20 protein-coding genes are annotated in these 24,489 nt (G+C 39.5%); 11 read left to right on the top strand and 9 right to left on the bottom strand.

What is annotated here, in order from left to right; translation table 11 throughout:
* Positions 1 to 97: 97 nt before the first annotated feature.
* Positions 98 to 1,159, bottom strand: a complete 1,062-nt coding sequence (locus AACZ87_RS11650; protein ID WP_339867335.1) for a PAS domain-containing protein — start codon at positions 1,157 to 1,159, stop codon at positions 98 to 100.
* Positions 1,160 to 1,380: 221 nt separating this feature from the next.
* On the opposite strand from AACZ87_RS11650, the gene AACZ87_RS11645 reads away from it, so the two are divergent.
* Both AACZ87_RS11645 and AACZ87_RS11640 read left to right on the top strand, forming a co-directional pair.
* Positions 1,381 to 2,088 carry a DUF2092 domain-containing protein gene (locus AACZ87_RS11645; protein ID WP_339867334.1) on the top strand — a complete coding sequence of 236 codons (708 nt, stop codon included), beginning with the start codon at positions 1,381 to 1,383 and terminating at the stop codon, positions 2,086 to 2,088.
* 20 nt (positions 2,089 to 2,108) lie between these two features.
* Entirely contained in the window at positions 2,109 to 3,113 is a 1,005-nt protein-coding gene (locus tag AACZ87_RS11640) for a DUF6515 family protein (RefSeq protein ID WP_339867333.1), read from the top strand.
* Between the two features lie 63 nt (positions 3,114 to 3,176).
* On the opposite strand, the gene AACZ87_RS11635 is transcribed toward AACZ87_RS11640, so the two are convergent.
* Positions 3,177 to 3,692: a DUF4494 domain-containing protein gene (locus AACZ87_RS11635; RefSeq protein ID WP_339867332.1), complete on the bottom strand. Its 516-nt coding sequence runs from the start codon at positions 3,690 to 3,692 to the stop codon at positions 3,177 to 3,179.
* Between the two features lie 218 nt (positions 3,693 to 3,910).
* On the opposite strand from AACZ87_RS11635, the gene AACZ87_RS11630 reads away from it, so the two are divergent.
* The gene (locus tag AACZ87_RS11630) at positions 3,911 to 6,196 is read left to right on the top strand and encodes a patatin-like phospholipase family protein (RefSeq protein ID WP_339867330.1); all 2,286 of its coding nucleotides are present in this window, start codon (positions 3,911 to 3,913) and stop codon (positions 6,194 to 6,196) included.
* On the opposite strand, the gene AACZ87_RS11625 is transcribed toward AACZ87_RS11630, so the two are convergent.
* Positions 6,190 to 6,669 (bottom strand): Mpo1-like protein, encoded by a 480-nt coding sequence (locus AACZ87_RS11625; protein ID WP_339867328.1) that lies wholly within the window; start codon positions 6,667 to 6,669, stop codon positions 6,190 to 6,192. The genes AACZ87_RS11630 and AACZ87_RS11625 overlap by 7 nt on opposite strands.
* Positions 6,670 to 6,744: 75 nt before the next feature.
* Between AACZ87_RS11625 and AACZ87_RS11620 the strand changes: the two genes are divergently transcribed.
* Genes AACZ87_RS11620 through AACZ87_RS11610 form a run of 3 tightly spaced genes read left to right on the top strand, consistent with a single transcriptional unit; the run spans position 6,745 to position 9,982 of the window.
* Positions 6,745 to 7,872, top strand: coding sequence for an FAD-binding oxidoreductase (locus tag AACZ87_RS11620; protein ID WP_339867326.1), 1,128 nt, complete (start codon positions 6,745 to 6,747; stop codon positions 7,870 to 7,872).
* Between the two features lie 50 nt (positions 7,873 to 7,922).
* The gene (gene nhaC, locus AACZ87_RS11615) at positions 7,923 to 9,386 is read left to right on the top strand and encodes a Na+/H+ antiporter NhaC (RefSeq protein WP_339867324.1); all 1,464 of its coding nucleotides are present in this window, start codon (positions 7,923 to 7,925) and stop codon (positions 9,384 to 9,386) included.
* Positions 9,383 to 9,982: a 3'-5' exonuclease gene (locus AACZ87_RS11610; RefSeq protein WP_339867322.1), complete on the top strand. Its 600-nt coding sequence runs from the start codon at positions 9,383 to 9,385 to the stop codon at positions 9,980 to 9,982. Before nhaC ends, AACZ87_RS11610 begins: the two co-directional genes overlap by 4 nt.
* On the opposite strand, the gene AACZ87_RS11605 is transcribed toward AACZ87_RS11610, so the two are convergent.
* Entirely contained in the window at positions 9,975 to 10,601 is a 627-nt protein-coding gene (locus tag AACZ87_RS11605; RefSeq protein WP_339867321.1) for a YigZ family protein, read from the bottom strand. The genes AACZ87_RS11610 and AACZ87_RS11605 overlap by 8 nt on opposite strands.
* Positions 10,602 to 10,704: 103 nt before the next feature.
* Here AACZ87_RS11605 and AACZ87_RS11600 point away from each other — a divergent pair, with 103 nt between their 5' ends.
* The 3 genes from AACZ87_RS11600 to AACZ87_RS11590 are packed head-to-tail and all read left to right on the top strand — an operon-like array spanning position 10,705 to position 12,983.
* Entirely contained in the window at positions 10,705 to 11,130 is a 426-nt protein-coding gene (locus AACZ87_RS11600; RefSeq protein WP_339867319.1) for an FdtA/QdtA family cupin domain-containing protein, read from the top strand.
* A 52-nt stretch (positions 11,131 to 11,182) separates the two neighbouring features.
* A complete protein-coding gene (locus tag AACZ87_RS11595) occupies positions 11,183 to 12,031 on the top strand; it encodes a hypothetical protein (RefSeq protein ID WP_339867317.1) in 849 nt (282 codons plus the stop codon).
* A 1-nt stretch (position 12,032) separates the two neighbouring features.
* Positions 12,033 to 12,983 carry a glycosyltransferase gene (locus AACZ87_RS11590; protein WP_339867316.1) on the top strand — a complete coding sequence of 317 codons (951 nt, stop codon included), beginning with the start codon at positions 12,033 to 12,035 and terminating at the stop codon, positions 12,981 to 12,983.
* Here the strand turns inward: AACZ87_RS11590 and AACZ87_RS11585 are convergent, their stop codons facing one another.
* The 5 genes from AACZ87_RS11585 to AACZ87_RS11565 are packed head-to-tail and all read right to left on the bottom strand — an operon-like array spanning position 12,984 to position 20,065.
* The gene (locus AACZ87_RS11585; RefSeq protein WP_339867314.1) at positions 12,984 to 14,255 is read right to left on the bottom strand and encodes a pitrilysin family protein; all 1,272 of its coding nucleotides are present in this window, start codon (positions 14,253 to 14,255) and stop codon (positions 12,984 to 12,986) included. It lies immediately after the preceding gene.
* Between the two features lie 2 nt (positions 14,256 to 14,257).
* Positions 14,258 to 15,475, bottom strand: coding sequence for a type IX secretion system outer membrane channel protein PorV (porV, locus tag AACZ87_RS11580; RefSeq protein ID WP_339867313.1), 1,218 nt, complete (start codon positions 15,473 to 15,475; stop codon positions 14,258 to 14,260).
* Complete coding sequence (porU, locus tag AACZ87_RS11575; RefSeq protein WP_339867311.1) at positions 15,472 to 18,672, bottom strand: type IX secretion system sortase PorU; 3,201 nt, start codon at positions 18,670 to 18,672, stop codon at positions 15,472 to 15,474. The genes porV and porU overlap by 4 nt, the downstream gene beginning before the upstream one ends.
* A gap of 50 nt (positions 18,673 to 18,722) precedes the next feature.
* Complete coding sequence (gene pssA, locus AACZ87_RS11570) at positions 18,723 to 19,415, bottom strand: CDP-diacylglycerol--serine O-phosphatidyltransferase (RefSeq protein WP_339867309.1); 693 nt, start codon at positions 19,413 to 19,415, stop codon at positions 18,723 to 18,725.
* On the bottom strand, positions 19,412 to 20,065 hold the full coding sequence (locus AACZ87_RS11565) for an MBL fold metallo-hydrolase (RefSeq protein ID WP_339867307.1): 654 nt from the start codon (positions 20,063 to 20,065) through the stop codon (positions 19,412 to 19,414). Before AACZ87_RS11565 ends, pssA begins: the two co-directional genes overlap by 4 nt.
* 56 nt (positions 20,066 to 20,121) lie before the next feature.
* Between AACZ87_RS11565 and AACZ87_RS11560 the strand changes: the two genes are divergently transcribed.
* Entirely contained in the window at positions 20,122 to 21,168 is a 1,047-nt protein-coding gene (locus tag AACZ87_RS11560; protein WP_339867305.1) for an FAD-dependent oxidoreductase, read from the top strand.
* 21 nt (positions 21,169 to 21,189) lie between these two features.
* Positions 21,190 to 24,477 carry a biopolymer transporter Tol gene (locus tag AACZ87_RS11555; RefSeq protein ID WP_339867303.1) on the top strand — a complete coding sequence of 1,096 codons (3,288 nt, stop codon included), beginning with the start codon at positions 21,190 to 21,192 and terminating at the stop codon, positions 24,475 to 24,477.
* Positions 24,478 to 24,489 lie beyond the last annotated feature (12 nt).

Raw genomic sequence — 24,489 nt, 5'->3', positions numbered from 1 at the left:
TATTGAATAGAAAAGGCTATTTTAAATTATGAAAATCAATATGAGACAGCCTCATCTGAAAGCTAAGTGGAAGATTAGAAATCTTTGAATTCAACTGTCACGACTCTGTCGTGTCGGTTGAGAAATCATTTTCAATAGATTTGTTTTTTTGGACAGATTCTTTGATGCTTTTCTTCAGGGATTGATCCAGCATTTTGGTTTCTTTTTTGATTAGCTGGACCAGTCGCTTTGATTCATTGTTTTGTGGTTCGCTGTCAAGAATTTCTAGAATTCCCAGGATATTTGCTACTCGTGCGCGTAGTGTATGGGATTGCTCAAAGGCAAGTTCTTTTAGGAAATAATGATGTTCTTTAAGCCAGATTTCTTGCTTTTTCCTGTCAGAAATATCCAGAATACATCCTAGAATTTTTGTGGGATGACCTGTTGTTGACCATTCAATCGTTTTTCCAAAACCTAGCGCCCACACTGTCTGATTGGTTTTTTGATTTATTCTGAACTCTTTCTTAAAAGGAATATTCCCAGTGGTTCTAAAATGATTACCTAAATCACGCAATAGTTCAGGGAAATCTTCTTGGTGTATGTGCTTTTGCCAGGAAATAGGGGTTGTTCTGGAAAGTTCGTCTTGGGTGTATCCAAGCATTTGGCCAAGTCCTTGACTGATATTATCTCCCTTTTTTGTAATGTCAAATTCCCAAAACCCAATCAATTTATCCTCTAGAATACTGTCGATAATTTCCTTTCCTTCACTAGTTGCACTATCAAAGAAATCACCTAATCCTATATTATAGGGCATTGCTTGACTAACTGGATGGCCAATACCTAGGCAAGTTCCAAAATCTTCTGTCACAAAGAAGAATTCCCACTTAGTGTCTACGATATCTCCTTGTGGATGCACTATTTTTTGCAGATCTACAGTAAAAGATTGATGGGAGTTTTTCCACGCTTTTATCCTCTGGTTTTCATATTTGCCCCAGTTGGAGGCTACAAAGCAGTCAGCAAAATAGATAGGCTTCTCCTTATTATCGAAAAATGAGGGTATGGGTCCGATGCCCGAGTCAGATGTGATGACTCTACCAGTTTTGTCCAAAGTGACTTGAAGAAAGTAGTCAGAAACTACTGCTAAGTGACTTAGTGCCTGAATAGCATCGTAATTGTTCATGGTCCAAATTTAGGTCATACTTTTTTATAATGCATTATAAACATGTTAAAATACATAAATTTATATTCAAAAAGTTTAATTTAAATTTCCTGATCATCTTCATTATTCGAAATCATGGGTTTAAAATTATTTGATAAGCCCAATTGTTTATTCTTTTTATTACATTTAGTAATTATTTTTAATCAAACTATAGTTTTATGTTTAAAAAATGTTGTTTATCAATGGGGCTATTTTTATCAGTGGTGATAGCCCAAGCCCAAGAGGCAAAAATGGATAGCACTGCCTTGATGATTTTGGATAAAATGAGCAGTGTTTTCGGTGAACTGAAATCTGTAGGTTTTACATCGAAAATAGCTAAGGATGTGGCCTATGCAGACGATTTTTACATTAAAGAGTTTACCTCAAGCAAGGTGAGAATTACTGGTCCGAATAAATTTTCAATCCATGTTTTGGGAGAAAGTAAGGATGACTTGTATGCATACAACGGAAGTGAGGTCGTTTATTATTCTTTCAAAAACAACATATATACTGTAGCTGATGCACCTGATAATTTGATTGAAACGATTGATTGGCTCTATACTGATTTTAATATTGAGCTTACATCCGCAGACGTGATGTATCCATCTTTTGCTGCTGATTTGGCAGAACATATGGACTATATTGAGTTTTTAGGAGTTACGCATATCGATGGAGAGCGCGTTTACCATATTGGTGGAGCGAATTCTACTATGACGGTTCAGCTTTGGATTTCTGACGATGCCTATTATTTACCAAAAAAGACTTTAATCACCTACTTGGAAGGTCAATACGCCCATCAATTCGAGACGGATTTTGCAAACTGGGAATTGAATCAAGAATATCCAGCACCAATTTTTGAGTTTTTGCCACCTCCTGGAGCAAAGCAAATCACCTGGTTGAAAAAAGATTAACACGCATTAATTTATAGACTATGAAAGCTAAGAATATAAGATTGTCATTTTTATTTATAGGCATGGTAGCGATGATGCTAATGCCTGATATGGTAGAGGCTCAGCGTATGCGAGGAGGAGGAGCTCGTGGTGGTGGAGCTGCACGCCCAGCAGTATCGCGTCCTGCACCAAGTAGATCAGCCCCCGCACGAACTCAATCACGTCCAACTACATCTACCCGAACAGCTACTCAAAGCCGCGCCTCAAATAGCAGTTCAAGAGCAACATTGAATGGTGGGGCAAATCGTGTCACAAATAAGACAACCAACAATAGTAGGGTTGCAAATATCAAGGATAACAAGGTTGGAAATAATTCAGGAAACAAAATTGGCAACAATACAAATGTTGGCAACAGGGTGAACATAGACAACAGCAAAAATGTCAACGTCAATGTCAATAATCGAAATAATATCAATGTCAGAAATAATCGAAATGTAGGCTATAGACCACCTTACAGACCTTATGTTCGTCCTCCGTACAGGTATGGTGGTTTTGGTTTTTATGCGTTTAGACCTTATTACTATCACCCGTTCAGACCGTTCTATTGGGGGCCAATGTGGCATCCGTGGGGATTCTTTATTGCTACTTTAGCTACTACTGCTATCATAGTTTCGGTAGAAAGTCAGCAATATCATTATGATCAAGGTGTATTCTATGAAGAGTCAGATGGTGGATACGTGGTAGTCGAAGCTCCTCAAGGTGCTACGGTGAAAGTAATACCAAGTGATGCTCAGACTGTAGAAGTGAGTCCTACCGTAAATAATTACTATTACGGTGGTACGTATTATGAGAAGGACAATGGCGAGTATACGGTGGTAGCTCCTCCTGCAGGAGCAATAGTCGATCAACTGCCAGATGGTGCAGAGGAAGTTAAAGTAGGAGATCAGACATACGTGAAATATGGCGATACGTATTATCAGCCAGTTCAGGTCGATGGCAAAGATGCTTATGAGATCGTCCAAGTAGAGGAAGATGATGCCAAATAGGATTTGTCCTTAACAACAAAAAAGGCCGCATTCGCGGCCTTTTTTGTTGTTAAACTTAAAGAACTATTCCTCGTCCTGAGGGACCTCTGATTCCTGCTTCACTTCAGAAACTGGTCTGAAATTACCTTCAGGCAATTGATCAGCTACCTCGTCTCTTTCAAAAGGGAATACTTCAATAATCGCGCTTTCTACAATATCAGGTACTCTAAAACTTACCAACATATTACCCAGACTTTCCTGAATTCTATCGTAAGCTTCTTTGACGTCGTTTGCTGTGACAATCATGTATTGTGTTACTTTTTTCTCCTTGCCACTTTCGCCATCGGCGACCATGTAGGAGATTTTACACTTATGCCAGATATCTGCATCTTCATAGAAAAAGACATCTACGATATTACTCTTACTAATCCCTGTCACTTGAAAATCCCCTCGAATCTGAGAAGCTAGCCTGTCATATAGGATAGCCTCAGCCTCGGTAAAGGATACTGCATCCACAAGGTATTGCTCAGAAATATTCTTCAGCAACCCTTGTTCATTTTCTTTCGCGTACTTGACTTTGCACAAAAACCAGGTTCTCATAACTTTCTATATTGAATTTCGAAGGTAAAATTTATACTTAGAAGGACAAGAGAATTTCTGACCAAAGAAATGAGTAATCAGGTAGTGTTGTTAGTAAGTCGCTGACTGTCAAGTTGATTTATTTTTGGGTAAAATAAGGTTGGAAATTGGCTCTTTGAAAGCTTCCTGAATTGTGGGGCATTAGGAGAAAAGAAGTAAATTATCGCAAAACGGGATACATGTGGGATAAAATCTGGTATAGCTTCCCTATACAATTATTATTTCTTCAGCTAAGAAAAAATCTAGGCCTTACGCTAATATGGGTAATGCTGCTAGGTGTGATTTTGGAATATTTCGGAGTGGTGCTTGGAATTCCATTTCTTTTTCTAGATCCTGAATATTTACATCAAGTGTCTTGGGTTAGTTTCTTATTGATGGGGGTAGGATTTGCAGTATTGACGATGGCATTTCACATGTCTACCTACATTATGGATGGTAGGCATTTTCCATTTTTGGCAATCCTGAATAAGCCTTTCATTCATTATTGTGTGAACAACGGCATAATCCCCTTGGTTTTTTACATAGTCTATATTACGCGATTTATTAGTTTCCAGCTCGGGAATGATCTCTCAAATGACTGGGAAGTTTTGTATTATTTTCTAGGTTTTCTAGGAGGAGGAATCATTACCTACTCGGTGATCTTCGCGTACTTTGCTTTTACTAATAAGGATTTTTTTATACTCTTTGCAGGAACTGTAGATAAAAGACTTCGTAAAGTCCGTCTTACTCGGGCAAATGTTTTAGGTCAATATAAAGACCAGAAAACTCAAAATTACAAGGTTCTATACTACTTAAATATTAACCTTAGGCCACAGAAGGTTAGACCTGATATTTCCAGATTTGAAGCCCCAATGTTGCTCAGGGTTTTTGATCAGAATCATCTTAATCTATTTATTATTCAGGTAGGATTGATTCTTTTTGTCCTGTTTTTGGGATTTTTTAAAGAGAACCCTTATCTCCAATTACCAGCGGCAATGAGTTCTACTTTATTGTTTGCTATTCTGATTATGCTCGTAGGAGCAGTGAGTTTCTGGCTTAGGAGGTGGTCGACATTTGCTGTCTTTACATTCCTGATTCTTGCCAATTATTTCAGCAATTTCAATTTTCTAAATAGACCGCACGAGGCCTACGGTTTGGATTACTCAGTGCCTTCCGCCACTTACAGTCTAGCTCATATGGACTCACTGTTGGCACCGGATTTAGTGAAAAAAGATCGAGATAACGTCCTTGCTATTCTTGATAATTGGCGTGCTAAATTCCCAGCGGAAAGCAAGCCTAAGTTAGTCATGGTGGCCGCAAGTGGGGGAGGACAGCGTGCTGCGCTTTGGACTGTGAAGATTTTGCAAAGCATCTATGAGATTGAAAAAGGTGAAGTATTAAAACATACGGAGTTGCTCACCGGCGCATCAGGTGGTGTGTTGGGCGAAGCCTTTTTTAGAGAAGTGTACCTTAGATCGTTGACTGACTCTTCTGTAAATCCGCTTGATGAAAGATATCTTGATCAAATTTCTGCGGATAATCTCAATCCAATAATTTTCACTTTGCTGGTAAATGATCTACTGATTCGAAATCAAAACTTCCATTACAATGGCCATAAGTATCTTAAGGATAGGGGGTTTGCTTTTGAAGATCAATTGAATCAAAATACAGAAGGAATTCTAGATAAACCTATTGCTGCTTACAAGGAGCCTGAGTTTTCTGGAAGTATCCCCTTGTTACCTGTGTCTACCTTAATTACTAACGATGGTAGAAAGCTGGTAATTTCTCCACATTCTATGTCGTTCTTTGGGACTTCTTTGCTTGGCAAAATGGGGAGTGATGAGAAGAAGCAAACGATAGATTTTCTTAGGTTTTTTGAAAATCAGGATTCTGGAAACTTGAGATTTCTCACCGCATTGCGAATGAGTGCTACTTTTCCATTTATTACTCCAAATATAGAGCTTCCATCAAACCCAGTCATGGAAACCATGGATACTGGGCTATCTGATAATTTTGGAATACAAGACGCGTTGCGATTTATGTATGTATTTCAATCCTGGATAAATGAGCATACTGATGGGGTGGTTTTAGTGACAATCAGAGATTCTGAAAAAGTGACAGAGATTGCACCGAGTTTTCCTCCGAGAATTTTCGAAAAGGTATTTACTCCCCTGAAAAATATTTATGGCAACTGGGATAATATTCAGACGATTCAGAATGAGGTGCTTTTTAATTACATGGCTGAATCCATGCCTTTTGATCTTGAAAAAATAGAGTTTGAATATGCTCCTGAGAAGGTACAGGCGGAGGAATTGACAGATAGCCAAGAGACTATGCAGCGGGCGTCTTTAAATTGGAGGTTGACGGCCAGGGAGAAAAAATCCATTTTGGAAAGTGTCTATACCCTTAAAAATCAAAGCTCTCTGAGAAGACTAGAAGAGTTGTTTGATAGTAGTCAGCCTGCTGTAGTTGATAGCATTCAATAAGCAAATCCCCACTTTTTATAGATAAAATGCATTAGCCAGGCAGGCCCAATTAGTAGAAACTGTAGGTCTTTAAGGAAAGTGGGTTTTTTGCCTTCAATCTTATGCCCATAAAATTGAAGGATCCATGAGAGCACAAAAATAGCAATGCTGATCATCCAAAGTTTACCTGGAAAGTTTAGATCTATAAAATTTGCGACGCATAGGCAAAGTGCTGAAAAAAGAAACATTCCCAACGTAAGGGGAGTGGATAGCATTAAGTAGTAAATCAGGACTAACGCGAGTACAATAGTCGCCCAATTAGCGAAATTGCCAAGAAATGGCATGAGTTCTGGCAATGGCCCTGCCGGAATACTGAAAATTAATCCAACTATGCTGAAAAAAATAGCTGGTACACAAAACCAGTGAATGAGCTTATTTGTCATGTTTTGATGACTATGCCCATACTCTTGGAATAAAGCATCTATTTTTCTCATGGTTTTTTGGGATTATAACGCTTAGATTTAATTAAAATACTAAATCTATTTTAATTCCTTTTTCTAAAAAGCGAAATGTTCAGTTATTGGGAGAAAAAACACTTTTTTCATTACGACCTAATTGTCGTAGGATCTGGGTTTGTGGGACTATCTACAGCGATTCATTATAAAGAAAAACATCCAAAAGCACGTGTGTTAGTGCTGGAGAGAGGGGTTTTTCCGACGGGGGCAAGTACCAAGAATGCTGGCTTTGCCTGCTTTGGGAGCTTAACAGAAATTTTGGATGATTTTTGGCACATGACACAGGATGAAGTGGTAGCATTAGTCGCGCGACGATACCGAGGATTACAGTCCATTAGAAGGCAGTTTGGGGATAAAAAACTGAGCTATTCTCACGTGAACGGATATGAGCTTTTGGAAGAAAGTCAATTGAGTGCGTTGGATGAATTGAAAGGCGTAAACAAACTTCTTCATCCGGTATTCAAAGAGGATGTATTTTCAATTGTAAAAAAACCTGAGAAATTGGGTTTTTCGGATCAGGTAAAAGCAGTTGTCAAAAATAAATTTGAAGGTGAGTTGGACCCGGGGATGTATATGAATTCACTCTGGAAGCTCGCTCAGGAGAAAGGGATACGGATATTGACTGGAGTTTCGGTGTGCGAAGTACAGAAAGATGCGGGGATTGTGCTAGCTGAAGATAAAGTAGGGAAGGTCTCTTTGGAATTCATCGCAACTAAAGTTGCCATTTGCACCAATGCTTTTACTAAAAAACTTTGGCCGGATTCGGATATTCAACCGGGAAGAGGGCTGATTCTTTTGTCCAAGCCAGTGGACTTTGAAATTCCTTGGAAAGGGACATTTCATATGGATAAAGGCTATGTATATTTTCGTCAAGTTGACGGTCGCTTGCTGCTAGGTGGAGCGAGAAATAGAGATTTTGAAGGAGAGAAAAGCACGGATTTCGAAGTAAATCCAAAAATAAAATCCCATTTAGAAAAGCTGGCTACAGGCGTTATTTTCCCAGGGAAAAAGATTGATTGGGATGTAGAATGGACTGGGATTATGGCATTTGGCAAAATAAAATTACCACTTATTCAGCAGGTAGGCCCTAAAACTGTAGCCGCTGTACGTCTTGGCGGAATGGGGGTTGCCATCGGTTGGCAAGTAGGTGAGGAGCTTTCAGTACTTTTGTCCAAGATGTAATTAATTTTTTTTGATTAGATTCAGATTCTAAACTCACCCAACCCCGATTAATGCAAGGTTTTACCCGTACTCCAAAAGTTTTTGACGCCCTGATTCCATTGGTTTTTTTGATCGTCCTTTTGGTATTGAATATTCAAGTTTTCGGTACAGATGGACTTTCCGGTTCAAACCAAATAGTACTCATACTTTCATCCATGGTTGCTGCTTTGGTAGCAATCTATCGCTTAGGTTTCAATTGGGAGACCTTACAGGATGGTGTGATTAAAAGTATCAGTGCTGCTATGTCAAGTATTCTGATACTTTTCCTAATCGGAGCACTGGCAGGTACTTGGCTCCTTAGTGGGATCGTTCCCGCAATGATCTATTATGGACTCCAGATTCTTAGCCCAGCCATTTTTTTGGTGGCAGCTTGTGCAGTAAGTGCTATTGTTTCTGTGGCTACAGGTAGTAGTTGGACTACAGTGGCGACCGTGGGGGTGGCGTTATTGGGGATTGGTAAAGCGCTGGGTTTTGAAGAAGGAATAATTGCTGGAGCCATTATTTCCGGAGCGTATTTTGGCGACAAAATGTCCCCTCTTTCTGATACTACTAATCTTGCTCCGGCCATGGCGGGGACAGACTTATTTACTCATATTCGCTACATGGCGAAGACGACAATTCCCTCGATTTCGATCACCCTGGTTATTTTTATTATTATTGGCTTGAACTATGAAGCCAATGGAACAGTGAATGATGTGCAGGTGATTTCAGATGTGATTTTGGATAAATTCAATGTCACTGGATGGCTCTTCATTGTACCAATCTTGGTGATTGTGATGATTGTTAGGAAAGTACCGGCAATACCCGCTTTGCTTACTGGTGCGCTTTTGGGAGGTCTTTTTGCAATCATATTTCAACCGGAAATTATCCGTACAATAGCTGATGAAAGTGCATCTTATGCCTATCAGAGTTTCAAAGCGGTAATGATGTCGCTTTACGGTGAGATCAGTATTTCCACCACCAACGACGTAGTTAATGAATTGCTCGTAACAAGTGGAATGGGGGGGATGATGAATACAATTTGGCTGATCATTGCCGCAATGGTATTTGGTGGGATTATGGAAGAAAGTGGGATGTTGAGAGTTCTTGCTGAAGCTGTGATTCAAAAGGTTCACAGTATCGGTTCACTGATCGCTTCCACGGTGGCTACTTGTGTGTTCTTTAATATCACGACTTCGGATCAATATTTAGCTATTCTAGTTCCTGGTAGAATGTATGCAGATGTGTATAAAAAGAGAGGTTTGGCTCCTGAAAATCTAAGCAGAACATTGGAAGATTCGGGAACGGTGACATCAGTGTTGGTGCCTTGGAATACTTGTGGAGCTACTCAGGCCTCAGTATTAGGTGTGGCTACTTTGACCTATGCACCCTATTGCTTTTTTAATATTATTAGCCCTTTTATGACTATTCTATATGGGTATTTCAAAATTGGGATCACATATTACGATGAAGTAGAAGAAGAAAAGTTGGCATGATTCCATTTAAGATTACAAAAGAAGAAGTAAATGCCCTTCCACTTGGACAGTTTGAAGGAGACATATTTTTAATAGATAAAATAGAAGATGTTGAGGAGGTTGCAGAATTTCTCGTGCAGCAGCGCGTGATCGGCTTTGACACGGAGACCAAGCCTGCCTTTACCAAAGGCGTAACCAATCAGGTTTCCTTGTTGCAGCTTTCCACCTCTACGCAGGCATTTCTTTTTCGGTTAAATGAGATAGGTTTTCCGGAATCCATCCGCAATATCCTAGAAAAAGAAACTATTGTGAAAGTAGGCGCAGCAGTGCATGATGATATCAAAGGACTCGCAAAACTTACGGATTCCTTTTATGCTAATTCGTTTTTTGACCTCAATGATGAGCTCAAGAGAGTTGGTTTTATCAATATTGGTGTTCGGAATCTTTGTGCAATGGTGCTTGGTATGCGCATTTCCAAGTCTGAGCAAGTTTCAAATTGGGAAGCAGAAAAGCTGACGATTAAGCAGCAGCGCTATGCTGCTACTGATGCCTGGGGCTGTTTGGAGATTTTCAAAAAATTGAAAGCGGAAGGCTATTTGGATGAATTGTTCAAATGAGATTCAGTTCTAATTTCTCGATTTCGCCTAATGAATTTACGATTAACTCTTCAAGTCCTTTCCTGAACTCTAAGGTCATCTGACAATCCAGAGTCATTTCTTGAGATACAATTTGTAGGTCATGAGCTTTGACTAGCTTCATGACTTCATTCATCACTTGATATGGGAATTGTATGATAACTACAGTTTTCACCTGTTCTTCTATGATTTCATTCTCTTCAATCGCCAAGGCTGCCGAGGTTTTGTAAGCTTGGATTAGCCCTCCCATTCCGAGTTTCGTGCCTCCAAAATAGCGAACTACTACGATCAGAATATTGGTAAGATTATTAGATCTAATCTGTCCTAGAATTGGGTCTCCCGCAGAATGATTTGGCTCCCCATCGTCATTAGCTCGGAATATGTCTGCTTCCTTTCCCAAAGCCCATGCGAAACAATGGTGTCTTGCATCGTAATATTTCTTTCTTAGTTCTGCCAAGTGCCCTTTTATTTCCTCCTCATTTTTCACAGGAAATGAAAAGTAAAAAAACTTGCTGCTTCTGTCTTTGTAGAGGCCTTCAGAGGTTGTAGAAACAGTTAAAAATGTATCTTCGAATGCTGACTCGTCACCGAGGTCTGACATGGATTTGAATGGATTGATGAGGAGCGAATTTAGAAAATTAACAAATGGGTAACAGTTTATCCATTCTAAATATCTTAATTTTAACGAGAGGAAATAAGTAGAAATGCCCGAATCACTTACTGCACAGACACCTTATACTTTCACCCTGCCGGGAATATCGAATGATACTGGGAGTATTCACTTTTGGGAAAATCTTGAGCTTTTCCCAAATGGGATTCAGCGTTGTTTTTGGATCTCAAATGTGCAGGAAGGGGAGACCCGTGGAAATCACGCACATTGGAAAGAGTCTCAGGTAATCGTTGCGATGGCTGGAAAAATCGAGTTGGAACTTCACTGCGCTGATGGAGAAGTTTTTAATTTCGAGCTGAATTCACCTGGGCAGGCAGTTTTCATTCCTCCGTTGAACTGGTTGATAGCAAGATTTACTCCTAATTCTGTTTTACTTGGAATGTCCGATCGGGCATATTCAGAAGATGATTACATCAGAGACTTAGACTACTTTGGAAAGCTTCAGGAAAGATATAAGTGAATCCCATCAACTTCGGGTGATTTCAGCCTCGAAGGAGGCTAAAGATTACTTTTTGAGCAATTTTCCATCCGAAGGTTATAGAGATCAACTTGATTTTATTTGGGAGAAAGGTCATAAAACTAAAGCAACCATCACTTTTGCAATTACTAGATTAGGGGAGGCGCATTCACTTCCTCATGTTCCCTTTGGCGGCTTTTGGGTTCATGAAAATCTAAGTTCAGCTTCTTTGGAATGTTTTATTTTGGCAGTAATCGAGGAAATGAAAAGGCTTGGAACCACCATGATTTCACTTACTCAGTCTCCCAAACCATACGAACCACAAGTTGATTTAATCAATTACTTGTTGTTTACTTTGGGTTTTGAGCAGGCAAAAGTGCAGAGCCATCATTTTTTTGTCGGTAAAAAGAAAATTAAGAAATTCCTTCAAAAAGAAGCAGTTAAGTCTTCTAAGAAAAGTAGTTCGTCAGATTTGAAAACTAGTCACTCATCTATTTCGAATTTCAACTTTTTGAAAGAAATCCGAATGTGGAACAAGGAAAAGGGGTATGAAGTGACAATTGATGAGAATAGGATTGTAAGGCAAGTGTCGGAGTACCCAAGTCGTTATTTTTTAATCACGTTGATCAAAAATGGGGAAGCGATAGGTTATTCTCTGGCAGTGAAGCTCACTACCGACTCGCTTTACTATTTTCTCTCCGCTATTAACCCAAAAGTTACAGTTAAGAATGGAGGGGAACTTATCCTTAGAGAGCTGTTTAAGCTTGCTGCAGAGCAAAAAGTGGATTTTATAGACTTGGGTTCCTCCAATTTACTTGATGGAGCTAATCATAGCTTAATGTTCTTTAAATCACGCTTCTCAAATGATATTTGCAATAAGGTTACTTGGATGAAAAAGATCTGATATGGAGCAGGTGGATCGTGTTTCAATAATTTGTATTTCCTTCAATCATGAAAAGTGGATAAAGAAGGCGTTGGATAGTGTCCTTTGCCAGTCTTTCCCCTCGATAGAATTGATTATTGCGGACAATGGCAGCTCTGATCAAACGCCTGGTCACATTCGTGATTGGGTGGAAAAGCATTCGAAAGAATTGCAGATTAAAGCGATCTATAAATCAGAATCAGTCGGATACTGTTCACTTTTTAATGAAATGCTAGAGCAGGCAAAAGGAGCCTACGTTGTTGATCTTTCAGGTGATGACTTCTTGTATCCGGAGCATCTTTCTGTTTCTATCGGGTGCTTGAAGGAGTGCCCTCAGGCTGCCTTCGTTTTTTCAAATGCGCATATTCAGGAAGAGAATGGGGCAAAAAAAAACTACTACCAAACCCAAGAAATTGCAGATTTGAAAGGAAAAATTTTGGAAAGAGAGTTTTATGAAACGTTAATCCGAAGAAGTTTTATTTCTTCCCCTACGGTAGTTTTTAGAAGTGAAATTCTAAAGCAGGAAGGGGGATACGACGCTTCACTTTCTTATGAGGACTTTGATGTCCAACTCCGCCTGACGAATAACTATCCAGTTGTATTTTCTGATCACGTAGGAGTTTTCAAAAGAAAGCATTCGGACTCACTATCTGCCAATCAATACCGTAGATACCAATCAGAAATGCTACCGAGCACGTTACGAGTTTGCGAAAAAATCAGGAATATGAATCGGGAAATTAGTGAAGATTTAGCCCTACAAGAGCGAGTTCTTTACGAGTTAAAACACGCACTTTGGTCGGCAAACTTCACCATTGCAGCAGGTTTCGTTGACTTAGCAAATCAACTTGCTATTCAAAATTTAGAGTTTGACCTCTATAAGCTTTGGCTTCGATTAAAGCTGGATATCTCTTGGCTTTATGTCAAATTGACCTAATTAGCCCACGATTACTTCTATAAATGGCGGGTTAGAAAAGTATTTTTGACCGATTGAAATCATGTCCTTTGCAGTGAATTCTTTCAAATAAGCCAATTTCCGGGCGTAATAATCAAAGGTCATTCCTGATTGATGAACAGCTTTAAATCGTTCTATCAAGTCAAAGGAAGTACCAAATTGCTTGAGCATTTGACCAATGAGGTAATTTCGAACCACTTCCAGTTCATCTGCATCAATTTCTACTTCTGTCAAAAGCTTGATTTCATGATAGATTTCCTTGACCACCTCCGGATAAAATTCTTTTTGCACATCTGCGGCTATCACCCAATAGTTTGAAACTCCAATTTCCGCAAGCGAAGAGAAGATTCCATAGGTGTGGCCCTTGTCTTCTCTGATATTTTTGATCAGTCTAGAACCAAAATAACCTCCAAGAATCGTATTGAAAACGGTTAGTCCAATGAAGTCTGGATGTGTTTGTGGAATAGACCAGCTGCCAATTCGGATACTGCTTTGGACGGATTTTACTTTAGGTTCAGTTACTGCCAAAAGCGTATTTATACCAGGCAACAATACTGATTCAGATGCTTCACGAATTGGAATTTGGCCAAGTTTACCGCGAAGGCTCTCTAGTTCTTCAGCATCAAAATTTCCCGTTACGAATAGTTCACATTCTTGCCATAGCAAGTTCTCATAATAGGAGATAAGTTGCTCTCGCTTGATGAGATCCACGTGCGTTTCTTCCACTTCCACACCATAGGGATGGTTGGCTCCAAAGAGACATTTTCTATGAAGTTGACTCGCTCTAGAAGCTGTTTTTTCTCTTTCCAATTGAATGCTAAGCTTCCGTTGCGATTTTCTCTTATCCAACATATCCTGCGGAAAAGTGGCTTCCGTGAACAGGGAAATATAAACTTCTAAAACGGCCGAAAGGTGCTTTTTGGTAGTTAAAAGTCCAAGACCTTCGTGAGAGTAACTGACAATTGGATGAACTTCTGAAGCATAAAAATCGAAGAGTTCAGCTATTTCCCCAGCACTTTTAGCGGTAGTGCCTTCCTGAAGCATTTGTAACGTGAAGGAAGAAACAAGTGTCTGGTTGAGTGGAAGTGAAGCCCTGTGACCTTTGCAAATCACGTCTATTTTGACGGCGTCTATTCCAGGTGTAGGAATAAAAAAGAACTTTGCTCCATTGGAAAGGTTAAACTCCATTGGGGGCAATAGTTCAAAATCCTCTGGAACATTAAATTCCGGAGCCTTTGACCTGTCTAAAATCATTTTTAATTGGAAATATTGTACATCAAGGTGAACCTCAAAGTCTCAGCGAGTGGGTGATTTTGCTTTTGAGGTACTAAGTAGGAGAAGTCAAATCCTAGTCTTTTCAGATCAAAACCAACTCCCATTGTAAAGTATTTTCTGCCGCCTTTATTTGGATTCTCATAAAAGTAACCTGTGCGAAGTGCAAACTTGTCATCGTAGCTATACTCAACTCCGAATGAAATCATGACCTCTTGAAGTTCCTCTGAGAATCCTCCCGGAGCATCAGCGAATGAGCCAAACATGCCAGATAGTAATGGGCGATTCGGATCTTTTCCGTCACCTGGTTTTATTATAAGATTCCCATTTTCATCAGTCTCCAAAGTTCCATCTTCGTTTGTAGCGTAGATAGGTGGGGTAGGTACAAGAAGTTTGTTGAGATCTAGGGCAAAAGTAAGTGTATTTACTTGGTCTAGATCGATAGAATAAGCAACTCCAACTTTAAGATTGGTAGGAATGTAATCCAAATCGTCTGCAGAATTATACGTAATCTTTGGTCCTATATTAGTGATACTTGCTCCCCAGGAGATGTTAGCATCTTTTGCCCCTGCGAAAATTGGTTTAGAGTAATACAAACCTACATCTGTTCCTACGCTTATTCCTGGTTTTGCTTCGCTTCCACCTGCAGAAGAAATGTTTCCGGAAAGATTAGAATAGATGAATCTTGCAGAGATACCCAAGCCTAAATAGGAAGACAGTTTCCTTGAATAGGTGCCTCCAATTGCTATATCGCGAGGATTAAATTCACCCAACGGATTTCCTCTTCCATCTGTCAATTGGATATCACCCATATTGAAATAACGTAGATCAAATCCAAATGCGGAAACCTCATCAATTTTGAAATAACCTGTTAAATAACTCAAGGACATGTCATTGACAAGCTTGCCAAGCCATGGAGAATAAGATAGAGAAAAACCCATGTCATCTTCGATAAAGGCTAAACCACCAGCATTCCAATGTGCTGAACTTCCATCTGGAGACAAAGCTACACCGACATCCCCCATTCCTGAATGTCTCGAGTCTGGTGCAAAATTCAAAAACGGGACAGCGGTAGTTATTACTCTTCGGTCAGGATCCTGACCAGAGATAATTGTGCTGTTCTGCGCATATGCAGATAAAGTAGCCAGGGCAAAAACCGCAACGAGTAAGTTTTTCCTATTTAATGTGGCTATTTTTTTCATTGAATCACGATTAGTCCGCTCACTGAATCTGTAGAATTATCAAGTTCTGACTGAAGCGTTAATTTGTAAATATAAGTTCCTTTTGCTGGATATTTGGTTTGCTTTTGTAAAAAAAACCAAGACAAATCAGCTATCTGAGCGTCAGCTTTCACTAAACGTTCACTTTCTGTAAATAGTATCTTGCCGTCCGTTTGGTAAACAGCAAGGGTTAAATTAAGGTTTTCCCCAGGCTGATTGTGTTCTAATTCAAAATGACTTTCAATTTGCGCTGGGTTTGGATAAGTTTTGTGATTTAAGATTTGAATTGTACCACTTCCTTCTACAATTATTTCCTGATTAAATATACTTGCGTTTCCTAAGTTATCCCAAGCTCTGATAGTTACCAAATTCTTTCCTTCTTTTAGTTCTTTTAGTCTGAAATTCACTTTTCCAGATGTAAAAGTGCCGTTTTCTGCGACAAAATAATTACTCAATTCGATCGGCTCATTATCATTTAGTTGAATGGTAAGAATTTCAGAGGTCAGGAGACTTGAAGTATTAATGCCACTTGAATCAAAAAAAGTAGCCACCATATCCACCGAAGTGGAAGGGAACTTGAATGGAGGTATATCTTTTCCTCCAAAAACGGCAGATATTTCAGGGCCAACTTTATCATCTGGGCTTATGGAGGCTATTCCCCCAATAACTGGAAAGCTATCTCCATAAGCTTCCCAATCAGGATCCTGACTTTCTCCATTTATTCTAACTGAACCTTTTCCAAACTCCAAAGCAATATTTTTGGGAACGATCAATTTACCTTTCATGAGTCCGGATTCTATTTTCCCAGTTCCTTTGAAAAGAAGTATTTTTTCCTCTTGAAATTCGGACGCACTGCTTTCGTCTCCCAAGGTTTTGCTCGTGGCGGGTTTATCATAAAGCTCAATAGTATATGATCCGTTGAAATTGGTAGCGATTCCTTCAGAGCTTGGGTTTATTACTTTTGCTTCAAAGTACACTTCTTGAAAAGCAGAAAGTGTGTCTAAAAGAAGTTGAGCTGACGGGTCTTTAAACTCCGTTATTTCAATTTGGAATTCTGGAGCAGCAAGTCTCAGACTTGGATCTGCAAGCAGGCTAAAATTTCGATTCAGGGCTCCATTTTGACTTTTGTTTTTAGTGTTTCGGAAAATGCGTCCCAGATCTTGAGTTTGTCCATTTTCCACTTTAAAAACCTCTTCTAGGAATGCCTCATTTAAAGAGAAATTCACACTGCTGAATACAGGTCTTCCTGTTGTCAATAACCCAATAGCGCCCTTATTTGGAGCGATCAAAAGCTCCTCTGCTGCAGATCTCAGGAAAGGGCTATCGTGCCTTCCAAATTCGCAAGTGGCCGTCATCCAAAGTGCCAATTGATCTTGATTTGCCCAGTTTGCTATATCTGAAGTCATGAAAACCTCTTCTGCTGTCAACGTGGTTTCATTTCCATGGCCGATATAGTTTAAGAGCAATGTCCCTTTTTCCAACGTTTCCTCTAGTGCATTTTTTGCTTCTGCAGAGGATTGTCGCTCTCCAGTATTTTCCTGTTTAAATCTGTCTAAGTACAATTTAACTTGTTTGAAATCTTGATGCTTTTCATTCAAAAAACTAGCATGAGACTCAGAATCACGCAAGTGGATATTATTATCTCCATCGTCCGCAAAAAAAGTAACTGTTTTTTTCCAATCGCCAGGTTTAGGATTGCTCTCGTAAGCTATTATTTTGTCTACCACGAGTCGAGCTTCTGTAGCGCTGATCACTGGCAATCTGCCTACGCCAATTTGCATTAATTCATCTCCTTCGCGCGTCTCTTCCCATTCTCCTTGTCCAAATTCAAGTAGGGAAAAGTAATCATCTGAACTGAAGGTGGTCAAAGGATTCAAACTATTTCGACTTGTGTAGATGGGTACCAGATTTGGTCTTCCTCCCAAAATTTCTTTGTAGTCAAAAGTCCCTTTTCCCAAAATCAATACATTCTGAAGTTTGCCTCCTGCGTAATACTGCCATGCTAAATAATTGCGGATAGCAGTCAAATCTGAATTACCATAGCCAAATGCGTCATAGATATCTTCGAGATAAGCAACCTGGGCATAGATTCCCATTCCTAATTTGTGTAGGCTGAGCTTCTCAGCTGAATTGCGAAGGATTTTGGGAGTGATAATTAGCAAATCCGGCCAGCTGGATTGACTTCTTAGCGAAAGGTCTGCAGGTTCAATTTGTTCAATGTCTTTTGCTGTTGAGCTATTGAAAACAATGAATTTCTGCCCTGATATCATCGATCCAGAACTTAAATTAACTGCAAGTGGAGCTTCAAAATCACTTACTTCCCAAACAGTTAAATCCTCCAAAGGATCAATTGAAATCGAAGTTTTTTGTTCTAAAGCGTAAATACCCTCTCCCAATTGCTCACTTGAATGCGGAACTCCTATTCCTATATATTCAAAGTACCCAGCATCATTTGGATTAGAGGCTTCGAAAGAAATCCGTAATCGCTCTACTTTTTTTTCAGCTGGCGCAAAACTTTCAAATACACGTACTTCTTGACCTTTAATGGAATAAGTGCCATTGGGAACACCGTCGAATGAACTCTCGGAAACACTCAAATCGTCAGTTGCTAATTTGATAATTGAGGCCGAATTCGACCTCGCCATTATTTTAGCAGCAATTTTCCAATTTGCATTGGAAGTCGTTGCCAAAGGGAAAGAATAGCCGCGAGTTATTCCAGGTGCTACTGATTTGGAATACCAAGCGCGGCCAGAGTTTAGCATGTTATTTTCTTGCTCATTTAGCCAACTCCATGAATAAAGTTGGGTTGGTGTAGCTGTACTTGATTGGCCGTATACTGTTGCGATTCTTTTGGGATTTTGCGAAAAACCAATCAAATAACTAATGGAATCAGAGAATTGATTCACTCGGTATGAAATTCCTTCGTTTGTAAACTCATAGCTATTCGGACCAGAGAGATAGAAGTAGAGATGCTCGTCTTTTTCCAGTCCTGGGATTTCCTGAAGTTCTAGGTTTTCGGGTTGCAGAAGCTGAGGGAGCATTCCTGGATATCCAAATAAAGCGATTTCACTCAGGGAACTCGCTCCTAACTCTCTAGCTTGAGCAATACTTAATTTATATATTCCATCATCGGAGATTTTGAATTTGAAAAATGAATTTTGTCCAGAAGCTCCTTCCATCAACAGTAAGTTGATAAGTAGTAGTAATACAAGCTTTTGGCAACGGAATATCATTCTGTACTAATTACATTTTCCACCACAGACAAGCCTAAATAGACTAAGATCAGTACCGGAATTCCTGCAAAACCAAAAGTCAAAATAAGGGCTAACCCGATCGCAATTAGCGCGTATCTGAATTTATTGGCGGCTAAAGAGTAGTTTTTAAATTTCAATGCGATCAGTGGTAACTCAACCAGCAAAAGAATCGCGAATATCCACGCTAGGGCAACTAAGAAAACCGGTGACGTGAGCCATGTATCAACCCATGGCCATTTAATTGCGAAATACGGTAATGTGCTAATAAATAAGGCATTTGCTGGAGTGGGCAGACCGATGAACCGATCGCTTTGTCTGGTGTCCAAATTGAACTTGGCCAGCCGAACAGCCGAGAATAATGGGACAATCAGTGTAAGGTAAGGCAGCCATTCTATTTCGCTTTCGACTCTTGCCATTTGGAACAGAATCACTCCAGGAAGAACGCCGAAAGAAACTAGATCAGCCAAAGAATCAAGTTGCTTTCCAAGTTCTCCTTGGACGTTCAGCAGTCTTGCCGCAAATCCATCAAAAAAATCAAAAACTGCAGCCAAAATAATGAAATAAGCTCCAGAGACGATGTTTCCATTAATCACCCAAATAATTCCGATGACTCCGGAAAGTAAATTTAAGAGCGTGATTGTATTTGGAATATGTGATTTGATTTTCAAGATCTTGCGTTTTTGCCCACGAATGGATTGTGAATTTTTTCGAAAGCGATGGTCGTTTCAGGTCCATGGCCAGGATAAATGACCGTCTCCTCAGGAAGTGTGAAAAGCTCCGACTTGATTTTACTCAGGAGCAGCTCATGATTTCCGCCAGGTAAATCCGTTCTGCCAATACTTCCTCTAAATAAAGTGTCACCTGCTATGCATTGATGAGATGCTTCATGATGGAAAACTACATGTCCAGGAGCATGTCCAGGTACGAAGATGATTTTGAGGACTTCTTTACCAACTTCAATTTTTTCTCCTTCAACCAGAAATCCATCAGCTTCACTGCTTTCATAGCCCACGAATCCATAGTTAGGAGCATAGACTTCTACAGCTTTCAATACCGCTGCCTCTTCCTTATGAATAAGTAGTTGCACTCCAAACGTTTTTTTAGCCCAAGCGTTTCCCAACACATGATCAACATGGCAATGTGTATTGAGTAACTGGGTGATTCGAATCTTTTTCTCCGTCACAAAATCAAGTAACTCTTTTCTTTCAGCCAGATCAAAACATCCTGGATCAATCAAGGTTCCTGTGCCATTTTCATCGTATAGCAAATAGGTGTTTTCCTGAAAAGGGTTGAATGTAAAAGACTTAATATAAAGCATGGGAAATGTATGTGGGTAATCAAACAAAATAAGGAATTAAACCTTTATTTTGGGCTATGGAAATTGATTTTTTGCTCATAGGACAAGGACTTGCTGGAACGGCACTTGCCTATAGACTGAAGCAAGCTGGAAAGAAAATTAAGATAATTGATCAGCCAGAGGCTAATAATTCAAGTAGAGTTGCTGCTGGACTTTTTAATCCGGTGACTGGAAGGAAGATGGTAAAAACATGGAAAGCAGATTCGCTTTTTCCTGTCATTAAAACTTTCTATCGGGAATTAGAAACACTCACTGGCCAGAATTTTCTGACAGAAAAGGCAATATACAGACCTTTTCTCTCTGTAGAAGAGCAAAACGAATGGATGGGACATAGCGCCGATCCAGGGTTTGAGGCTTATTTAGAGAGGATTTATTCCAAGAGTCAGTCCGAGTTTCTCAAAGACCCACATGGAGGTGTGATGCTTCGCAATTCCGGTTGGTTGAATATCAACAATCTGCTTGATGCGATGACTTCGTATTTTAAAGAGGAGTTGATCGCTGAGAGATTTGATGAGTCCTTGCTACGTCGCGACGAGAACTATTGGTCTTACAAGGAGTTAAAAGTGGACGCGGTGGTTTATTGCAATGGCTTAGGAGCTATGAATTCAAGATTCTTTAATTTCCTTCCTTTTGCGCCAGTGAAAGGTGAGATTTTGGAAGTGAAGCAAAATTTCACACCAGATTATGTGGTCAACAGAGGCGTGTTCAGAGTTCATTTAGGGGATGGGGTTCATCGGGTAGGTTCCACCTATACAAAGCATGATTTAGATGTGGGGGCGACTATTACTGCGAAAAATGAAATTTTAGATCGGTTGACAGATTTGGTTAAGTTGCCTGTTGAAGAAATTCTAAGTCATAAAACTGGGATTAGACCAGCAACAAGAGATAGAAAACCATTTTTGGGAAAACATCCTACCGAGGTAGGCGTTTACATATTCAATGGTTTTGGAGCAAAAGGAGTATCGTTAGTTCCTTATTTTAGCGAGCAGATGACATCCTACCTTCTAAATGAAAAGGCTATTGACCCAGAAGTGGACATAGCTCGGTATTTTAATTATATTTAAAGACATCTTTCAGCAAATCGAATGCGATATCACCTTTTCAGAGTTTTAGTTTTTGCTGGGTTATGGTTGAACTCTTTTTTCGCCCTCGCTCAGTTTGATCAAGAGCGATTTGGAAAAAACAGAATTCAGCACCACCAGTTTGAATGGTATTTTTATTCCTCAAATAATTTTGAGGTTTACTATTACGACCGTGGTGGTGCCAATGCAAAAATGGCCATAGAATACCTGGAAAGTGAGTTCAATAGACTCACTCAGATGATTGGTTATGTAGCATACACTAAACCGAAAATTTACATTTATAACTCTCCGGAAGAGCGATTGCAAAGTAATATCAATCTCAACAAAGAGGAGTATAACGAGCAAGGACAAACTAATTTCAATCGACTTCTAGCCGAAGTCGCCTATCAAGGAGAAATAGATTTATTCAAAGAAGACCTAATCTATGGGACCACCAAAGTAATCATAGAGGAGATGCTTTACGGTTCTTCTGTCTCAGATGCCTTTCAGTCCAACCTTACAAATAGCTTCCCAGAATGGTATGTGGATGGAATCGCCCTATATCTGGCTAAAGGATGGAGTAGAGAAATGGATGATTATGTACGTCATTACTTCCAGGAAGATGAGAATCCGAAGATTCTAAAACTGAAAGAAAAAGAAGCGGCCTTAGTAGGGCAGTCGGTTTGGAATTACATCGCCGAAAGATATGGTAGAAGATACATTTCGAGTATTCTTAACCTTTCCCGAATCAATAGGAATGAGGAAAACAGTATTGCGAACACGGTAGGTCTGAATTATAAAACGTTTACAGAGGATTGGAAAAAATATTATCTGGATGTGAATAAGCAGGTTTCTTCGAATTTTAAACTGCCTAACAGAGAGGCTGCTGTAGCTGAAACTTCTCCAAGATTTATTGGTGCTATTAATGATATAAAATTTAGTCCTGATGGTTTGAACCTCGCTTATGTGATCAACAATGGAGGGAAATATAAAGTGCAAGTGCGAGAAGTTAGCTCAGGTAGGGAACAGACGATTTTTGCTGGAGGGACTTCCTTGCAAGATCAAGATGCAAATTTCACTTCGCCCATAATAGCCTGGAAAGATTCTGCAAATATTGCAATTGCTTCATTTAAAAGAGGATTCACTACATTGAGATTGAGGTCATTAGATGGTTCTAGTCAGGATAAAATTTTCCTGAGGAATATCACGGAGATCCTAAGTTTGGATTTTAATAGTGATGGCAAAAACATGGTGTTATCAGCGATTTCAAATGGGAAATCAGATATTTTTACACTGAATGCACGAGGAGCTGGAAGGAGACTCACAAATGATTCCTTTGATGAATTGACCCCGGTTTTCTTAAATGACTCCACTATAATTTATTCGTCAAATATGACGAATCTTCCAGATTCGGTAATGGGGAAGAATTTAGAGATGACCTCCCTACCTAATTATTATAACCTCTTCATGGTGGAAGTGACGGACACCATCATTACTAAGCAGCTTACTAATTCCAATAGCAAGAACATCAGGCCAAAGAAATTGAATAGCAATTCAATTGTATATCTCAGTGATCTCAGCGGTATAAATAACCTAATGCGGATGAGCATAGGCAATCAGGTATCGAATCAGATTTCAGCATTTAATAAAAGCATAGAAGCTTTTGATATTAATAGTAGGATGAATAGGATGGCATATTCTGTTCGAGATGGAAGGGAAAGTTACCTCGTGGTTGAAGGGCTAAGTACCTCTGATCAATTTACCCCAAGTACTCCTAGAATACAGCTAGAACAAGCTAAAAGTCTAAATGAACGACTGGCTGCCCGTAGATTATTAGAGGAGAAGGAGGCCAGGGAAAATTTGCCTCAGGTAACTAGAGAGCCAGAACCAGCTACTCAGCCAATGGTAGCCCTTGATACTATACCGAAAAACACATCCTCATCGATTGATCTCAAACGACTTAAATTTGAGTCAAAGAATGGGCTGAACACTGATAATTATACTTTTGACACCATACCTGGCAATCTTACCTCGCCAGTAGCTTCAGCTGCCGAGTCTAAAAATAACTTGCTAGAGACTTTTAGAAAGCAGAGTTTGCAAAAAAGAGTGACAGGACCTAGGCAGATGGAACCGCAGTTTTTCATCAATAATATCAATACAAGATTTGTTGTGGATCCATTGAGAGGATTTGGGATTGGGTTTACGGGTAAAATGACCGATTTACTTGATAATCACTCTTTCCAAGGAGGAGTAATGACTACCCTTGACTTTAGATCAGGTGGGGATATTTTCTTTGAATACGAATATTTGAAAAGCCGAGTTGATTTCAAAGGAAGGTTTGATCGTAAGACTATTCGTGTTTCAGAATTTGAGGTCGAACAAAAATACGTTCTGACAAAAGTAGAAGCAGGATTTTCTTATCCACTAAATGCCAATGCACGAGTTACTCTTGCTCCTTTTGCAGCAAAAACTCAATATTTCAATCTCAATCCAGATTCCTTAATAAATGGTCAAGATCCGGATCAAAATCGCTACGATGTCAATTATTTAGGTGGGAAGGCAGAGTTTGTTTATGATCGAACTCAGCCTTTGGGGCTTTATTCCCAGAGGGGATTCAAAGGTAAAGTTGGCTACGTGCAATATCAATCCTTTGGTAATAAGGAACGTTCTTTTGGGAACTTCTACGTTGATTTGAGAGAGTATAGATCTATTCACAAAAACATTGTACTCGCTGCAAGATTATATGCTGGATCTTTTATGGGGAATAATCCTCAGACTTACATGTTGGGAGGGATGGATAATTGGCTTTTCAATGAATTCTATCGTCCACCATCCAATAGACCGGAATCTTCCCCGATCAGAAATCCAACTGGTGTAGAAAATTCAAATATTCTATTCGCGGACTTTGTGGATTTGAGAGGGTATGACTACGATGAAATTCGAGGTCGAAACATGATTACCTTCACAACTGAACTTAGAATACCTGTTTTCTCCTATTTGACGAGAGGAAACATCACTTCGAATTTTATCAGAAACTTCCAATTGGTAGGTTTTTATGATATAGGATCCGCCTGGAATGATTCGGCTCCATGGGAGAGAATAAATGATCAAAATACAGAAGTGATCAATACAGAAGGATCTCCTTTCACTATTACTCTTAATAATTTCAATAATCCATGGCTTCAAAGCTATGGTGCTGGATTGCGCACCGTTTTGCTCAACTATTATGTGAAATTTGATGTAGCTCGGCCTATTCGAAATTATGAAGCAGAAGACTTAAAGTTCTATGTAACTTTGGGCTTCAATTTCTAACAACAAATTTTA

The organism is uncultured Algoriphagus sp. (assembly GCF_963974365.1).
Taxonomy (GTDB): Bacteria; Bacteroidota; Bacteroidia; order Cytophagales; family Cyclobacteriaceae; genus Algoriphagus.
Note: the sequence above shows the minus strand (reverse complement) of the source record. Positions and strands in the feature narration are given on the sequence as shown.

Coding starts and splice junctions, on each gene's coding strand:
- AACZ87_RS11650 (WP_339867335.1), bottom strand. CDS start 1,159: ATGAACAATTACGATGCTATTCAGGCACTAAGTCACTTAGCAGTAGTT.
- AACZ87_RS11645 (WP_339867334.1), top strand. CDS start 1,381: ATGGGGCTATTTTTATCAGTGGTGATAGCCCAAGCCCAAGAGGCAAAA.
- AACZ87_RS11640 (WP_339867333.1), top strand. CDS start 2,109: ATGAAAGCTAAGAATATAAGATTGTCATTTTTATTTATAGGCATGGTA.
- AACZ87_RS11635 (WP_339867332.1), bottom strand. CDS start 3,692: ATGAGAACCTGGTTTTTGTGCAAAGTCAAGTACGCGAAAGAAAATGAA.
- AACZ87_RS11630 (WP_339867330.1), top strand. CDS start 3,911: ATGTGGGATAAAATCTGGTATAGCTTCCCTATACAATTATTATTTCTT.
- AACZ87_RS11625 (WP_339867328.1), bottom strand. CDS start 6,669: ATGAGAAAAATAGATGCTTTATTCCAAGAGTATGGGCATAGTCATCAA.
- AACZ87_RS11620 (WP_339867326.1), top strand. CDS start 6,745: ATGTTCAGTTATTGGGAGAAAAAACACTTTTTTCATTACGACCTAATT.
- nhaC (WP_339867324.1), top strand. CDS start 7,923: ATGCAAGGTTTTACCCGTACTCCAAAAGTTTTTGACGCCCTGATTCCA.
- AACZ87_RS11610 (WP_339867322.1), top strand. CDS start 9,383: ATGATTCCATTTAAGATTACAAAAGAAGAAGTAAATGCCCTTCCACTT.
- AACZ87_RS11605 (WP_339867321.1), bottom strand. CDS start 10,601: ATGTCAGACCTCGGTGACGAGTCAGCATTCGAAGATACATTTTTAACT.
- AACZ87_RS11600 (WP_339867319.1), top strand. CDS start 10,705: ATGCCCGAATCACTTACTGCACAGACACCTTATACTTTCACCCTGCCG.
- AACZ87_RS11590 (WP_339867316.1), top strand. CDS start 12,033: ATGGAGCAGGTGGATCGTGTTTCAATAATTTGTATTTCCTTCAATCAT.
- AACZ87_RS11585 (WP_339867314.1), bottom strand. CDS start 14,255: ATGATTTTAGACAGGTCAAAGGCTCCGGAATTTAATGTTCCAGAGGAT.
- porV (WP_339867313.1), bottom strand. CDS start 15,475: ATGAAAAAAATAGCCACATTAAATAGGAAAAACTTACTCGTTGCGGTT.
- porU (WP_339867311.1), bottom strand. CDS start 18,672: ATGGAAGGAGCTTCTGGACAAAATTCATTTTTCAAATTCAAAATCTCC.
- AACZ87_RS11565 (WP_339867307.1), bottom strand. CDS start 20,065: ATGCTTTATATTAAGTCTTTTACATTCAACCCTTTTCAGGAAAACACC.
- AACZ87_RS11560 (WP_339867305.1), top strand. CDS start 20,122: ATGGAAATTGATTTTTTGCTCATAGGACAAGGACTTGCTGGAACGGCA.
- AACZ87_RS11555 (WP_339867303.1), top strand. CDS start 21,190: ATGCGATATCACCTTTTCAGAGTTTTAGTTTTTGCTGGGTTATGGTTG.